Here is a 14918-nt window from a genome sequence, read left to right as displayed (position 1 = left end):
TGTCCACTAGAAATGGACAACCCTTTTTTTGTTATACCCGCGCTGATTTCTCTACTGTAATGGTAAAAATCGTCCCCTGTTCATTGCTTTCTTTCAACACGAGGTCTCCCTTTTGTGCTTTAGCAAGCATCTTGCTGAAGGGAAGGCCCAATCCTAATCCACGCACTTTCAGTTTTTTGTTTTCGCCCCGATAAAAGGGTTCGAACACATACTGTTGTTCATGTTGCGGAATGCCGCGTCCACTATCCTTCACGTCGATTCCTATTCGGGAATCTTCCAGATCATAGAGACCTATCTCGATTTGACCATTGCCATCCAGGGAATGCTTCGCATTGTTCAACAGATTTATGATAATTTGCTGCATCCGCAGTGAATCAATCTGCCCATGAATCGGTTCATCCGGAACCTGCACATTCAGGGTGAAGTTCTGATCCTCCTGGGTAATCTGCCAACGATAAGCGATCTCCTGAATGAATGTATTTAGATTTTCTCTTTCCAATCGAATTTTAAAGGCACCGGCCGACATTGCATTATAATCCAGCAAATCCTCGATCATCACCTGTAGGCGTTGAGTTTCCTTCAAGGATATATCAAGAAATTCCTTACTTTGCTCGCCAGTAACCACGTCATCCCTTACCGCTTGAATCAACCCGCTAATGGATGTGACCGGTGTTTTCAGGTCATGGGTGACACCAGCAAGCAATTCGGCCCGTAATTTCTCCATGAGTTTCAACCGGTTTGTCATTTCCTTGAAGGATTCCACGAGTTCGTATATCTCTTCTTCGCGTATCTCCTCTTCTTCTTTAAAATGGATATCATAGTTGCCTTCCCGCACTTGGACAGCAGCGTTAGCCACATCTTGGATGGGTCTCGATATCTTTCTTGAAAGAAAATAAATGACGCCCGTCCCAAGGCATAGCAAACCTCCTATCAGGAATGCAAGCAAACCGTGATCCTGGTTGACTTCCTTCAATGCCCCTTCTTCCTGGGCAATGACGACCCACCCCTTTGTCTCGCCTTCAAATGTGATCGGCGACTTGACGACAAATACCTTGTTTTCGGAAATCTTGACCTTCTGGATCAATTCCTGACTATCCATGATGGCGTGAGGAAGCTTACTATTATCTTCATTAAGATATAATTGAGGCATCGTATAGATGATACTGCCATCAGGATCAACGATATAAATGATCGGTTGCTTATTGAGCTGAAGGATTTTTTCCCTTTCTTCCACGATTTCGGAAAGGATGGGACCAACGACAATTTGGCCATTCTCCTTCATTGCCCGGTCGGACGTTTCATCCGCTAAATACTTAAGAAGGCTCAGCCTATATTCCAGGGCCGTTTTTTCCATCCACCATAAGGAAAAGACAGATAATAACAATAAGCCCGAAATCAACGTCAATACATATCTTTTTGTCCAATAGAGCTGCAAGGTAGTCCGTTTCCTAGTTTTCATAGACACTCAATTGATACCCCAATCCACGCAACGTTTTAATCTCCCCTTCAGATGATGGCCAGGCATCGAGGGCTTTCCTGATTCGTTTGATGGCCAAATCCACGGCACGGTCACTTCCGTCATAGTCTATGCCCCACACCTGATCGAGGAGTTGCTCTCTCGTGAAAATATGATTGGGGTGCTTTGCGAAAAAAATGAGTAATGACAAATCACGGGGCGTCAAGCTGATTTCCTCCCCTTTTAAGTGCACCGCATAGGCCTTGTTATCAATGGACAAGCTGCCAAATTGATGTACATGTTTTTCTTCGACTACAGGTGTCGAGCTCCTCCTTAAAACGGCATGCACCCGGGCCATCACTTCTTCCGCCACAAAGGGCTTGGAAATATAATCATCCGCTCCCGACTTAAAGCCGGATAGGCGGTAATCCACATCATTCAATGCCGTCAGCATGATCACAGGACACATATCCTTCTCCCTGATTTCTTTCAAGATGTCCCAGCCCTCTTTACCAGGCAGCATCACATCAAGTAGAACCAGATCAGGGTTCGTTTCTTCGAAGGTCGGAATAGCCTTGAGTCCATCGAAAACTTGTACGACTTCCATCCCTTCACGCTGTAAATATGCTTTCAACACCATCGAAATGGCAATTTCATCTTCAACGACTAGAATTTTTTTCATAAAGGAATTCCTCCTTCTTAAATTATAGTTGAATCATATTGCATTATCCAACCTAACTGTGCATCAGTCTTTTATCCCCCATCATATCCCCTTAATGTGTCAGGAATATGTTCATCTAATCATTCCTCGACATTTTTGGACACTTCTCGGTTTCATCCGAAATACGACACATCAAAAAAGCCGGCTTCATCGATGAGCCGGCCTTGTTTCAATTACATGTCTCATGCGGGTTCGGGCACCCCACATCCTGTTTTTCCACTTGGATCGTGCTATGTTCAATCCCATGTCGGTCATGAAGCAGTTTTTGGGCAACAGCAAGGGTTGAATCGTGGTCTCCACCAGCATCAATGACGACATGACAGCTTAACGAGAGAAATCCGGAGGTAATCGTCCAGATATGGAGGTCATGGACATCCGATACATGCGGCAATTCCTTCAAATTCTCTTTCACTTCTTCCATGTCGATTCGTTCTGGTGTGCCTTCCATTAGAATATGGAAAGAATCGCGCACCACTCTATACCCACTTATAACTATTAGAATTGCGACAATCATACTCGCGATGGGGTCCGCCATTCCCCAATCGAAAAAGTAAATCAATAGTGCTGCCACAATGGCGCCCACTGAACCGAGCATATCGCCGATTACATGTAAGAAAGCACTCCGTACATTCAGGTTCTCTTCTTTATCGCCACTCATTAGAATCCATGCGGCAATGATATTCACAAACAAGCCAATGATTGAAATCATTAGCATTCCCAAACTTTGAACCTCAGGCGGATCTACAAACCTCCGAATCGCCTCTACGAAAATGAATACCGAGATTACGATTAACGTCAAACCATTTAAACAGGCGGCAATGATTTCGAAACGCTTGTATCCAAAGGAATTGGATTGGGTCGCCTTTCGCTCGCCTAGCCTAATCGCTGCATAACTGAGCCCCAAAGCCGCTGCATCGCTCAGCATATGCCCTGCATCCGATAGCAAGGCCAGACTATTCGTCATGAACCCTCCAATCACTTCGATTACCATGAATGTCGAGATCAGCACAAACGACGCCAGCAGAGCTTTTTTATTATCTGAATGATGATGGTGGTGTCCGTGGTCATGGGAGTGACCCTCATGATGTCCCATGATTTCCCCTCCTCTCGTATCTATAACCTTATATATAGTATGGGATAATTTCAGAATGGTTTCAAATGATTGACTTACCCATTTAAAGCGTAAAAGGTACGGGAGGGCAAAAATAAACACTGCAGGCGATGTCCTACAGTGTCCTAACAAGCTATCCTTCATTTTGCATGGTATCATCGACGATCGCACGCAGGTCCTTATTGAATAATTCATCATTGCAGACGAGGCTATGTTGCTGCTCTGCATTTTCGGGATCTTGAAGATGACGGTTCTGTTCCGAATCCTTCATGGGACTCTCCTCCTCGAATATGTAACAGTTTGACTTTTATCATATCCTCAGGAAGATGTTTTATGCTTGAATCTATATCATCTGATTTCCATGAAAGGCACGTATAATGAATTCATGCTCCGGGACCTGTAACTTTTTGTAGGACGAAAGAAAGGCAGCATTATCATACGACGCATTTCCCAGATGAACCTGAATGCCGTTGTCCTCGATGGTAACCACGGCATACCGTGCAATTGGTTCACTATTGCACCCAAGCGATCCGGGATTCAGGAAAATCGTTTGGTCGTTTTGAAAGTGATGAAGAGGATGATGATGCCCAAATCCTATCAAATCTTCTGACCGATTTCTAAAAAGGGCCTCCAAGTTAGCTAAATTGGGTTCAACGATCTTGCTGAAGGGATTTTCACTGATGTGTGCATTCCCCTTTTCCTTTTCCATATGATAATGGGTGAAGAAAAGAGTGCGGTCATGAACCGGAACCTCCAGGGTGCGAGGCAGTTTTTCCAGGAGCGGCACGAATAGGAGGTCCATCCTTTTCGCAATCCATTCATGGTGCTCTTTAACATGGACATGTCCCGTTGGATGTTCCTCCCCTTTAACAATGGCCAATACGGCTTCATCATGATTTCCACTGATCATCGTTAGGTCATCTCTCGAAAATAACAAATCCAAGACGTCATTGGTATCGGGTCCTATTGCGATCATATCCCCCAAACAATAGATTCGCTCCACTTCATTTCTTTCATCAATTTCCTTAAGAACGGCTTTCAATGCCGAAGCATTGCCATGTATATCTGTCATAATCGCAACTTTCACGGAGAAGACCAGCCCCCTTCTATATATGTGGTATATTATAACATCTTTAAAATCCAGGAAAAATTATTCGGGCTCATCTCCCCCTGTCTACCCACGCCCATTTTTAATGAATAAGCAAACACTTCGGCCTAGAATACATAGTATGGAGTATTCCCAGTAAAGATGTTTTGCTAGGTATGTAAATCACAAATGTTATGAGGAGGAAATTTAATGGGTGGTCATAATCATAATGGATGTAACGAAAGTTGTAACGATGGATGCGGTGGCGGTTTCGATAACGGCTTTGCCTTATTAATCGTACTGTTTATCCTACTAGTCATCATTGGTTGTAGCTGGGGCTTCGGCGGCGGCTATGGCGGCGGCTATGGTGGCGGCTATGGCGGCGGCTACGGCGGATGCTGCTAACAAGTTAAATAAAAACAAGGCGCCTGAAACGGCGCCTTCTTTGTTATTGTTTCGCTTTTCTTTTCTTTGCTTTGAAGAACAACCAAATGACAATCAAGACGATTGGGATGAGCAAGAAGTTCGCATATTGCGCAAAAATCGCTCCAGCCTGTTCCCATTGTGGCCCTAACTTATACCCTAGATACACATATATCGTGGTCACAGGAAGCATCGCCAAGTATGTATAAAGCATGAATTTCCAGATATTCATTTTCAAAATACCACAAGGTAATGAAATGGCCGTACGGATTCCGGGAACAAATCTTCCGAAAAATGCAATTCCCGCTCCATACTTATCGAAGAAGTACTCAGCCTTGTTCAGCTGTTCCTCTTTCACCAAGAAGTACTTCCCAAACTTCATTACTAGCGGCCTTCCCCCATACTTTCCTAGGGCGTAAAGTGTCAATGGACCCGTTACCCCACCAATTGAACCAGCCAGTATCGTCAAGACTAAATTCCATTCACCTTGATATACCCAATAGCCGGCAAGCGGCAGAACGACTTCAGCTGGGATGAATTCAAATGTTAACGCAAGCAACACCCCGAAATAAGATAAAGATTTAAACGCTTCGATCATATCCATGATCAAAGATTCCATAGAGGTTTCCCCCTTTCTGACAATTACATATAAAAAAGGATGCCCCCGCTGTTCACGGGCACCCTTTGTTTGCTAAAAGGACAGTTACCGGTATCTATCGTGTGGATTTTATACCTATTACACATTTTTTCATACCGTAATCCTATAACAACGGTTCATAAAGAGTCAACGTTTTATTACCGGGATATTTTTCTAGTACCGTTGGAGGATAGTCTCTTCCCTGCATTCATCGCTACTTATACCTATACTAGTCTACACTATATAGATTTTTCATTTCACCCTTTCCGCAAAAACAACGAAAGAAGGCGATCTAAATATAGGAGAATCACCTTCTTTCCACTTCATATAATATTGTAATATTAGATGTGCAATTCGATTTCCCTACTATTTTAGCCACGTTCCCCGCGCCTGTTTCCTGATTTCGCCCTTATCATAGACTAGCTTTCCCTTGTTGAAGGTGGCGGTTATTTGACAGGGGAAGGTGTGGCCCATATAGACACTTTGCTTATGCTTGGCATAAAAATTGTCCCTACTGACTGTATAGTTTTGACTCAGGGAAATAACAGCAAGATCCGCATCCATTCCTTCCTTGATTTGTCCCTTCCTTGAAGAAAGTCCAAATCGCTCAGCAGGTGCTGCCGCTATCCAATCAGCCACTTTCGATAAAGGAATATCGTATGTAATGGCCAGTTCGATCATCGATAGTAAGGAAAACTGCCCGCCACTTATTCCACCCCATGCCTCGAACAGGTTATGCACCGCAGGATCCTTCATTTCATAAGGACTTGGGGAGTGATCTGATGAAATCATGTCAAACCTTCCTTCTATTAATAAAGCAATTAACTTTTCCTGTTCGTCCCTCTCACGGAGTGGAGGTGCGCATTTTGCTACCGACCCTTTCTCGATGAGTGTAGCTTGATTGAATAGTAGATAGTGAGGACAGGTTTCGACCGTTACATCCAGGCCACGTCGCTTGGCCCGTTCTATCTTTTCTATCGCCAATGCACTGCTGATGTGGACAAAATGCAGTCGGCATCCTGTCAATTCTGCATATGTAATGGCTCGTTCGACTGCCTCTGCTTCTGCTAATACGGGACGAGTCGCCGCATAGTCGTCAGCGCTGTATAATCCTTGCTCCTCTTTCCCTTGCTTCAACCAGCGAGTAATTGAATCACTTTCGGCATGTAGTGCCAAAATCTTATCCAACTTGGCGATTTCCCGCATACCATGAAGCAGAGTTAAATCATCCGCCCGTTCAAACTCATCATTGCCCGTCGCAGAAAGAAAGGCCTTAAAACCAATGACCCCTGATTTAGCTAGCCCTTCCAATTCATCTATATTTCCGGGTACCAAACCACCCCATAAACCAAAATCGACAACCGACTTCGCTTCACCGATTTTCGCCTTCTCAAGAAGCGCCAGTTGATCAATCGTGGAAGGGATCCCATTCAATGGCATGTCAAAATAGGTCGTGCATCCGCCTGCTGCCATCATCTGCGAACCGGTTTCAAACCCTTCCCAATGGGCACGTCCCGGCTCACTGAAATGGACATGAACATCAATCATTCCAGGAAAAACATAGTGTTCCGATGCTTCATATTCTTCGAGCCCTTTATCATCGATCAGATTGCCAATCTCGGCAATCCTGCCATCCCGGATGGCAACATCGGCTTTTTTCACTTCTTCAGGCAATACCACGTAGCCATTACGGATAATGAGTTCGTATGTGGACATCTTGTTCACTCCTTCAAATCGTTTGGCAAAAGATACAGGAAGTCACCTTCCCGTTATGATTTCACTCCGATCCGTTTTCCCGATTCCCCTACGTATATGTCGAGTGCAGCCTGCAAAGCTCCCCCCCGATTCACCTCGAACCCTTGGCGTAAAAGGACCGCTTCCAAAGAAGCCAGCACAAAGAGAATATTCTCTTTCCGACAACTGAATCCCATTGTTCCAATTCTCCAAATCTTCCCGTGAAGGGGACCGAACGAGGATGCGATTTCGATACTAAATTCATTCAATAGCATCGACCGGACTTGCTCTCCATCCACCCCTTCTGGAATTTCAACACAAGTTACGCATGGTAATTTATTTTTCCCATCCCCAAATAACGTAAGCCCCATCGCCTTGATGCCAGCAACAAGTGCGGACTCATGATGCCTATGGCGGGCAAATCGCTGTTCCAATCCTTCTTCGAGCACAAGGCGTAGTCCTTCACGTAATGCATAAATCATCGAAGTTGCTTCTGTATGATGGTTCAAACGACGTGGTCCCCAATAATCCTGCAGCATGCCCAAATCGAAATAATTGGAGGGAATGGGACGATGGCTAGAAATACGTTGACGATCTTCTTCTGTTTCAATCCCCCGTTCCACCTTTTTACGGGACTGAATGATCTTTTCAATTCTTTCATTATATGTGATTGGCGCCATACCCGAAGGAACGGACAGGCATTTTTGCGTACCACCTATCAACCCATCAATATACCATTCATCCACCTTTACATCCGTTCCTCCAATCGACGCAACCGCATCGACCACAAGCAAAACATCTTGCTCCCGACAGGCCTTACCGATTTCCGCTAACGGCTGCATGCATCCTGTGGACGTTTCCCCGTGAACAATTGCCGTTATTTTCGGGGATATTTTCTTGATTTCCGCAATGACATCCGCTGGATCAAAAACCTCCCCCCACGGACATTCGATCGTATGCACTTCCGCACCATATCGCTCACAAATTTCAACCAGCAAATGACCGAACCGCCCAAAAATCGGAACCAGGACCTTATCGCCAGGCTCAATAATGCTGCATAGTATCGCTTCATTTCCGGATCGGGATGTCCCGTCGATTGGAAAAGCCCAGTGATTGTTCGTCTGGAATACGAGACGAAGCATTTCCATTACTTCATTCATAATATTCGTAAAGGCAGGATCAAACTGCCCTAAAATCGGAGTGCTCATCGCCCGTAAAACCCGGGGGTCCACTTCCACGGGCCCTGGAGTCATGATGGTCCTGACCGGTGTCCATAATTCTTTATATGCCATTTCATCTTCCCCCTTTAATAGGCTAATTTATATAATAGGTCGCTTAACACATCGATTCCTTTTTCTAAGTCCTGAATGTTCGTAAGTTCTCTCGGTGAATGGCTGATTCCATCCCGACTTGGAACGAAGAGCAAGCATGTCGGACAAATCGAACCAAACACCTGTGCATCATGCCCCGCACCGCTAATGATATCTTGATAAGGAATCTTATGATTTTCGGTAATTTCCCGAACCAAGGAATTCATCTCTGTACTTAATTCAACCGGCACGACATCCATCCACTGTGCAACTTCCAACTGTATCTCGTTACCATCAGCATGAGATTGGAAGGTAGAGAAAATCTCCCGACAAAACGAATCAAGGACATCTTCTTGGTGATGCCTGATATCTAAACTAAATGCCACTTCACCAGCCACGACGTTCGGAACGTTTGGAAACACATCCACTTTACCGACCGTCGCCACTAAATGAGGGTCCATTTCCTTGGCCTTACTCGTTAAAAAAGAAATGTATTCCGAAGCTGCACTGACTGCATCCCTTCGATCATGCATCGGAGTGGTGCCTGCATGATTACTTTCACCAAGAACCCTAATCGTATAGCGACGCTGCCCAACAATATGACTGACGACCCCGATCGTCTTTTGATTTTTTTCCAAGATACTTCCCTGTTCAATATGAATCTCGACGAATCCCTCAATATCATCACGGACTGGCGTTATATATGTATCAGGGTCAAAACCTGCTTCCTTCATGGCTTTCAAAAATGGATACCCCTCTGAATCCATCAGCCCTTTCACTTGGTCCAGACCATACACCCCTTGGATATTCCTCGATCCCCAGAATGTCAAGGGGAAACGGCTCCCTTCTTCTTCACAAAAGGAAACGACTTCGATCGTTTTCCGGGGAGGCCCATAGGTTTGATGCAACCTTTGTACCGCTAGAAAACTAGCGATGACCCCAAATGCACCATCATACTTCCCTCCTTCGACAACCGTATCAATATGCGACCCCGTCAGGATTGTTTTACTTCCGGGATTCGTCCCTTCCAATCTTCCAAACAAGTTGCCTACGCTATCAAAATGCGTCCGTAAACCCACTTTTTCCATTTCCGTTTTCAATGCTCGCTGGGCCTGCACCCATGCCTTGGAATATAATAACCGAGTTACTCCCTGCTTCTCCGTTAACCCGAAAGAAGCCAACCATTCAATCATAGAAGCAACATTATCTTTTTCATAAAGAGATTCCTTGATTTGCATGGCCATCACGTTTACCTCCTCTTATTCAGCCCTATTGTATGTTATGAATCTTCACAAAATTATGTTATATAGATTATTTTACTTGCTTACATGATGAACTTCATTGACAATTCTGTTAGAAATCAAAGATATTTTTGTACACCATCACTAAACGACAAACTTATTTGGTAGAAAAAAAGCGAGAGCGTCCACAAGGACACCCTCACACATCAACTTGTATAATTTGAGCCTAACCCCAATTCCCTCAATAGTTGACGGTAGGCAATCGAAGTCTTATCCGCCGCGATATGGGCTTCCGCTTGAAGATCGAGCGGCAACTCCTCCGGCTTTTGATTTTCGACCATTTCCTTATCTTCATTAAAAATCTGTAAATTGAATTCGTATGTGTCTTCAAGAGGTGCATCTAAATCAAAATTTCGCGCCATCGGGGAAAACATCCTTGTTTTCCTAGCCGAGACTGGACTAGCGCAATTCAGGATAAATAATTTCCCACCTTCCGGAAAATGGACTGTCAACCTCGCCGCTAATGGAGGATAAATGTCAAACACGCGTAGCCACTCAAAATTCGGCGGTTCCAAATGTTTCAGGTCTTTTCCGTAATTGCTGACCGAACTTCTATACTCGACATGTAAGCCGTATTCCGTTTTATCCACTTTATAACTTGGCACAACGGGATTATCACGATCAGCGAAGCTTTCTGAGTGAACCCAGGCAAAATGAGATACATCCAAAAACCCTTCCATCTGTCTTCCTGCAGAACCAGCAATGTCGATGAACGGAGGCAGAATATTCAGGTATGCCTGATCGTCCCATGCCGGCAATGGCGGGATATCCTCAACATCGCTTGCTATCGAAGTCCAGACCAATCCATAACGTTCTACCGTCGGATAGATAGTAATGCAAAGACGAGGAGATATTTTCGCATTAGGGTGTGCGGGAATTCCCGTGCAGTTCCCCTCTGGCCCGTATCTAAATCCATGATAAGGACAAACGATATTGTCTTCTTCCACCCACCCCATGCTTAGCGGAACCCCCCGGTGCAGACAAAGATCCCTAGCCACAATGATTTTTCCGCTCGCACGGTAAAGTACAAGATGGACATCCAGCAATTTAATGCCGAGGGGCTTTTCCGTCACTTCCTCGACCGCCGCCACCGGAAACCAATACTGCGTCAATACATCCCAATCCTCTTTACTGAACGTGCATTCTTTTGGATAGGGTGTCACTCTTTTTTTCTTCTTCGTAGCAACATTGGTTTCCTTCATTCCTTCATCTCCCCTTTTTCATTCATAGCTTTTTATAAATAGTACCAATATTCAGACATTATGTCACCACCAATGTTATAAAACCTTACATTAAAATATAATTTTGGCTATCTCAACAAAATAAAATGGAAAATTTGTAAGGATTGTCAAAGGAATTGTATGATATGATAGAAAAAAACTCACATCATGAAGGCGATAAGGAAATAGTCCACAGCACGTTCTATAGGAAAAGACTATTACACTCGCACACCCCTAGATAATCAAAATCTTAATGAATGAGGTGTGTTTAGATGAAGGTAGCCGAACTTTTACATTTGCCGTTTTTACCCGGCATGCACGTTATCGCTGGAGAATTAGGATTGGATGGGGAAGTACAAACGGTCAACATGATGGATGCCCCGGATATCATCCATTTTCTAAAACCTAATGAATTTCTCGTAACGACCGCGTACCACCTGAAGGACCAGCCACTCTTATTCAAGACTCTCATCGAAGGCATGGCCAAACAAGGTTGTGCCGCACTCGGCATCAAGACTCGACGGTACTTGAAGGAAGTACCTGAGGAGATACTTCAACTTGCCAACGAACTCTCTCTTCCTATCATCGATCTTCCCGCAGACTTGTCTCTCGGTGAAATCACCAATCTCATACTCCGGCAAATTCTCGATCAACGAGCCAATGAATTAACGCACGCGATGGAAACACATAAACAATTCACCAATCTCATTATGCGTGGAAAAGGAATTCAGAAATTACTCGATCATTTATCCAATATGATTGAATATCCCATCACATTGGTTGATCAATACCTTAAACCGATGATTCATCCATATCGCACCTCTTCAGTTTTTTCAATAATCAAAAAAATGATCAGTGAAGGATACAATTTCCAACTAACCAAGTCTCCTTTTTTCTCATTTTCAGTCCTATCCAATCAGCAAACCTATACTGTTTTCCCCATCTATCTGGATGGAAAAACATTTGGATATTTGACCATTTCAGGAGAAATCAAGTCTAGCGACAATTTGATTACCTTAACAATCGAACAGGCCACAAACGTCATCTCCTTCGCATTAATGAAAGAGCACGCACTCAAACAGCATGATCGAAATATACGAAATGAATTCTTCCTCCATGTCCTTGATGGCAGCTTCTCCTCACATGAGGAAATCATAAACCGGGCAAAAGAGTTCTCCTTACATAACGAACAAACATATATATGCGTCGTTGGGAAAATGGACGAAACCCATGAAAGTAAAAACTATACACAGCAACAGGAAAAAGCCGATTCGGTTTATGCATTTTTAGAAGAGGAACTTCTCGACTCAACCCTCCCTATCCACCTCTTTACAAAAGGAAAGAAGTGCATTCTTTTATATGAGGTAAACGAAGATTCAAACCGTTCCCTTCAATATGTAGAATCCTCCTTACATGCCTTGCAAAGAACAGTGAATAAACAATTTGACTGTACCATGTCGTTCGGAGTCAGCCATATGGCCCCGAAATTTCTTCAGATCAAACACGCCTTCAAGGAAGCGAATGACTCCCTCAAGGAAGGCGGTCTATCAAAAAGGGCTGGATATATCCAGACATTCCGGACAAAAGACATCATGGAATTGCTACGAATCATCCCTGAAGAAGACCTAAAGAACTTTAACCACTTCGCCCTACAAGGATTTTCGAAAATAAAGAACGAAGAGCAAGAACCATTATTGCAGACACTATCCGTCTACCTGGAGACCCATTGCCAAATTTCCGAAACAGCCAAGAGATTATTTGTTCATCGGAACACCGTTGTATACAGACTCGAGAAATGCGAGGAACTACTTGGGAAGAGCTTGAAAGACCCTGAAACCACACTGCAAATACGACTTGCCCTAAGGATCAACACCCTGCTAACCACTTAGATTTCGCCTTTCCAATTATATCCTTCCATTACAAACACGTTAGGATCGTTAACCATAAGCAAGACTTATCGGTTTAAATAACAACATTGTAATTTCCTTATTATTACAATAAGTGTAAAGTTTGAATCAAGAACATACTATCCATTTGGATCCAGAGGGGATTGATTTACATGCCATTTACTTTTAAGTCCATTGACCATATTCAGCTCGCCGCCCCTAAAGGCAGTGAGGACAAGGCAAGAACATTTTTCAAGGACCTGCTAGGCTTTGATGAAGTCGAGAAACCTGAAGCCCTAAAGAAACGCGGTGGCGTTTGGTTTGAATTCGCCAATCACCAAATACATATCGGAATCGAAGAACCATTTTATCCAGCGAAAAAAGCTCATCCCGCTTTTGAAGTAGAGAATATAGAAGCTTTAAAACAGCATTTAGTAACAAACGGAATCGATGTCACTGAGGACGATAGAATCCCAGGTGTTAAAAGATTCTTCATTTCCGACCCTTTCGGTAACCGCATGGAATTGCTTGAACGGGTCAAAAGCTAAATACCTTCCAAGACCAGACAGAACTTACAAAGAATAAGAATGATTGGGAGTATTCAGGAGCCTGTTAAGGGCTCTCTTTTTTATGGAAGCAAAGAATATACCGTTGTATACACCATCCACATATGCGTTATCCTAGTAGGATCAGGGAATGGGGATAAACTTTAATTTCTTAAAAATGTGAATTTATAATTATCTTGACTTATAAAACATTATTTTGATATATTCAAAAACAGACCGGTTGGTTTAGAGGAGGTTTCCTGCGATTGGATACAAAATCACTGATCATTGACATCGCTACAAACCTTTTTCAGAAAAAAGGATATTTAGGCGTAGGATTAAATGAGATCTTAAAGAAATGTAACATTTCAAAAGGCTCACTTTATCACCACTTTCCCAACGGAAAAGAAGAATTACTCATCGCTTGTCTTCAATCTTTGAATACTATGATCACTTCGGATATGAAAGAAATTTTCCAACAACATCCAACTACACAAATGGCTACTCAATCGATGATTGAAAAACTGGCCGTTCAGTATGATCGTGATGGGATGATTACTGGTTATACATTCAGTAGTATCGTAAGCGAAATGGGATCACTAAGCGAACCAGTGAGAACCACATGTGCTCTCACTTTCACAAAGATTCAAGATATTTATTCAATCAAATTAATAGAAGATGGCTTTTCCAAAGAAGCAGCTCAGGCACTGGCATTAATGCTGACCGCTACCATCGAAGGTGGGATCATGCTTTGTTTAACAAAAAACTCGAGCGAACCATTAAGAACGATTTCGAAGGGATTGCCCAATTTATTAAAGGCGTATTAATGTAATATAATCAAGTCCATACAAAGCCCCTCGACTTGCTTGTTGAGGGATTTTCATTACGCCTTAGAATCAGTAGTGTAAATACTTTTTACGTGTATTGATCACGTAGCCACAACGTCTAAATATGTATTTTCGGAAGGAAGAAAACATTGAAAAACGAAACTAGATTACCAAGAAACGGCAAAGAGGGCGCATTATACGGAGGTATCATCTGTTTTCTTACCTCTTTATTCATGTCGTCATTCAGTATCATTACAGTAACTGGTGAATTTAATGGGGAAATTGCAATGGATATTATCAAAATTTGGCCAATCATGTTTATTATCGCCATGGTCATTGAGCCAGTCCTTGTAGGACGCATTGCAGAAAACATGGTTAAAAAGTTCACCCAACCAACAGATAGCTTTAACGCAAAGATTTTATTCCGTATCGTATTCACTGTATTCGGCATGTCCATGTGCATGACTTTCATTGGCGGAATCATCGGTAACGGTTTTAATTCGGATACCTTTAGCAACTTTATTTCATATTGGCCAAGAAACTTCTTCATCGTTCTTATTGCTGAGAGTTTAGTCATTCAACCCCTTGCAAGAATGGCCATGGTAAAAATACATGCTAATCAAGATAAAAAAGATCCTGCCGTTGCCATTATAAAATAAT

The 14918-nt window shown here is 43.2% G+C and carries 15 protein-coding genes; 5 read left to right on the top strand and 10 right to left on the bottom strand.

Annotated elements, in window-relative coordinates:
• Positions 1-31: 31 nt before the first annotated feature.
• The 5 genes from ACIQXR_RS07420 to ACIQXR_RS07400 all read right to left on the bottom strand — a co-directional run bounded on the left by ACIQXR_RS07420 (position 32) and on the right by ACIQXR_RS07400 (position 4375).
• Complete coding sequence (locus ACIQXR_RS07420; protein WP_402868516.1) at positions 32-1459, bottom strand: HAMP domain-containing sensor histidine kinase; 1428 nt, start codon at positions 1457-1459, stop codon at positions 32-34.
• Complete coding sequence (locus tag ACIQXR_RS07415) at positions 1449-2138, bottom strand: response regulator transcription factor (protein WP_402867604.1); 690 nt, start codon at positions 2136-2138, stop codon at positions 1449-1451. The genes ACIQXR_RS07420 and ACIQXR_RS07415 overlap by 11 nt, the downstream gene beginning before the upstream one ends.
• 208 nt (positions 2139-2346) lie before the next feature.
• Positions 2347-3270, bottom strand: a complete 924-nt coding sequence (locus ACIQXR_RS07410) for a cation diffusion facilitator family transporter (RefSeq protein WP_402867603.1) — start codon at positions 3268-3270, stop codon at positions 2347-2349.
• 151 nt (positions 3271-3421) lie between these two features.
• A complete protein-coding gene (locus tag ACIQXR_RS07405; protein WP_402867602.1) occupies positions 3422-3559 on the bottom strand; it encodes a hypothetical protein in 138 nt (45 codons plus the stop codon).
• A gap of 72 nt (positions 3560-3631) precedes the next feature.
• Positions 3632-4375: a metallophosphoesterase family protein gene (locus ACIQXR_RS07400; RefSeq protein ID WP_403079780.1), complete on the bottom strand. Its 744-nt coding sequence runs from the start codon at positions 4373-4375 to the stop codon at positions 3632-3634.
• A gap of 210 nt (positions 4376-4585) precedes the next feature.
• On the opposite strand from ACIQXR_RS07400, the gene ACIQXR_RS07395 reads away from it, so the two are divergent.
• On the top strand, positions 4586-4780 hold the full coding sequence (locus ACIQXR_RS07395) for a YjcZ family sporulation protein (protein ID WP_402867600.1): 195 nt from the start codon (positions 4586-4588) through the stop codon (positions 4778-4780).
• A gap of 43 nt (positions 4781-4823) precedes the next feature.
• Here the strand turns inward: ACIQXR_RS07395 and ACIQXR_RS07390 are convergent, their stop codons facing one another.
• The 5 genes from ACIQXR_RS07390 to ACIQXR_RS07370 all read right to left on the bottom strand — a co-directional run bounded on the left by ACIQXR_RS07390 (position 4824) and on the right by ACIQXR_RS07370 (position 10982).
• Complete coding sequence (locus ACIQXR_RS07390; protein ID WP_402867599.1) at positions 4824-5417, bottom strand: DedA family protein; 594 nt, start codon at positions 5415-5417, stop codon at positions 4824-4826.
• A gap of 384 nt (positions 5418-5801) precedes the next feature.
• On the bottom strand, positions 5802-7151 hold the full coding sequence (locus ACIQXR_RS07385; RefSeq protein WP_402867598.1) for an allantoinase: 1350 nt from the start codon (positions 7149-7151) through the stop codon (positions 5802-5804).
• A 53-nt stretch (positions 7152-7204) separates the two neighbouring features.
• Positions 7205-8461, bottom strand: coding sequence for a pyridoxal-phosphate-dependent aminotransferase family protein (locus tag ACIQXR_RS07380; protein ID WP_402867597.1), 1257 nt, complete (start codon positions 8459-8461; stop codon positions 7205-7207).
• A gap of 14 nt (positions 8462-8475) precedes the next feature.
• Positions 8476-9723 carry an allantoate deiminase gene (gene allC / locus ACIQXR_RS07375; RefSeq protein ID WP_402867596.1) on the bottom strand — a complete coding sequence of 416 codons (1248 nt, stop codon included), beginning with the start codon at positions 9721-9723 and terminating at the stop codon, positions 8476-8478.
• Positions 9724-9926: 203 nt separating this feature from the next.
• Positions 9927-10982, bottom strand: coding sequence for an aromatic ring-hydroxylating dioxygenase subunit alpha (locus tag ACIQXR_RS07370; RefSeq protein WP_402867595.1), 1056 nt, complete (start codon positions 10980-10982; stop codon positions 9927-9929).
• Positions 10983-11272: 290 nt separating this feature from the next.
• Here ACIQXR_RS07370 and ACIQXR_RS07365 point away from each other — a divergent pair, with 290 nt between their 5' ends.
• The 4 genes from ACIQXR_RS07365 to ACIQXR_RS07350 all read left to right on the top strand — a co-directional run bounded on the left by ACIQXR_RS07365 (position 11273) and on the right by ACIQXR_RS07350 (position 14917).
• Entirely contained in the window at positions 11273-12889 is a 1617-nt protein-coding gene (locus ACIQXR_RS07365; RefSeq protein ID WP_402867594.1) for a PucR family transcriptional regulator, read from the top strand.
• A gap of 170 nt (positions 12890-13059) precedes the next feature.
• The gene (locus tag ACIQXR_RS07360; RefSeq protein ID WP_402867593.1) at positions 13060-13434 is read left to right on the top strand and encodes a VOC family protein; all 375 of its coding nucleotides are present in this window, start codon (positions 13060-13062) and stop codon (positions 13432-13434) included.
• A 263-nt stretch (positions 13435-13697) separates the two neighbouring features.
• On the top strand, positions 13698-14258 hold the full coding sequence (locus ACIQXR_RS07355; RefSeq protein WP_402867592.1) for a TetR/AcrR family transcriptional regulator: 561 nt from the start codon (positions 13698-13700) through the stop codon (positions 14256-14258).
• 149 nt (positions 14259-14407) lie between these two features.
• Positions 14408-14917, top strand: a complete 510-nt coding sequence (locus ACIQXR_RS07350; RefSeq protein ID WP_402867591.1) for a DUF2798 domain-containing protein — start codon at positions 14408-14410, stop codon at positions 14915-14917.
• Position 14918 lies beyond the last annotated feature (1 nt).

Origin of the sequence: Peribacillus sp. NPDC097224, from assembly GCF_044761985.1 — a bacterium.
Lineage (GTDB): Bacteria > Bacillota > Bacilli > Bacillales > DSM-1321 > Peribacillus.
Note: the sequence above shows the minus strand (reverse complement) of the source record. Positions and strands in the feature narration are given on the sequence as shown.

Excerpts from the sequence above, each read along its gene's own strand:
- ACIQXR_RS07360 (WP_402867593.1), top strand. The coding sequence starts at position 13,060 with ATGCCATTTACTTTTAAGTCCATTGACCATATTCAGCTCGCCGCCCCT.
- ACIQXR_RS07390 (WP_402867599.1), bottom strand. The coding sequence starts at position 5,417 with ATGGAATCTTTGATCATGGATATGATCGAAGCGTTTAAATCTTTATCT.
- ACIQXR_RS07415 (WP_402867604.1), bottom strand. The coding sequence starts at position 2,138 with ATGAAAAAAATTCTAGTCGTTGAAGATGAAATTGCCATTTCGATGGTG.
- ACIQXR_RS07385 (WP_402867598.1), bottom strand. The coding sequence starts at position 7,151 with ATGTCCACATACGAACTCATTATCCGTAATGGCTACGTGGTATTGCCT.
- ACIQXR_RS07410 (WP_402867603.1), bottom strand. The coding sequence starts at position 3,270 with ATGGGACATCATGAGGGTCACTCCCATGACCACGGACACCACCATCAT.
- allC (WP_402867596.1), bottom strand. The coding sequence starts at position 9,723 with ATGGCCATGCAAATCAAGGAATCTCTTTATGAAAAAGATAATGTTGCT.
- ACIQXR_RS07370 (WP_402867595.1), bottom strand. The coding sequence starts at position 10,982 with ATGAAGGAAACCAATGTTGCTACGAAGAAGAAAAAAAGAGTGACACCC.
- ACIQXR_RS07365 (WP_402867594.1), top strand. The coding sequence starts at position 11,273 with ATGAAGGTAGCCGAACTTTTACATTTGCCGTTTTTACCCGGCATGCAC.
- ACIQXR_RS07405 (WP_402867602.1), bottom strand. The coding sequence starts at position 3,559 with ATGAAGGATTCGGAACAGAACCGTCATCTTCAAGATCCCGAAAATGCA.
- ACIQXR_RS07420 (WP_402868516.1), bottom strand. The coding sequence starts at position 1,459 with ATGAAAACTAGGAAACGGACTACCTTGCAGCTCTATTGGACAAAAAGA.
- ACIQXR_RS07395 (WP_402867600.1), top strand. The coding sequence starts at position 4,586 with ATGGGTGGTCATAATCATAATGGATGTAACGAAAGTTGTAACGATGGA.
- ACIQXR_RS07380 (WP_402867597.1), bottom strand. The coding sequence starts at position 8,461 with ATGGCATATAAAGAATTATGGACACCGGTCAGGACCATCATGACTCCA.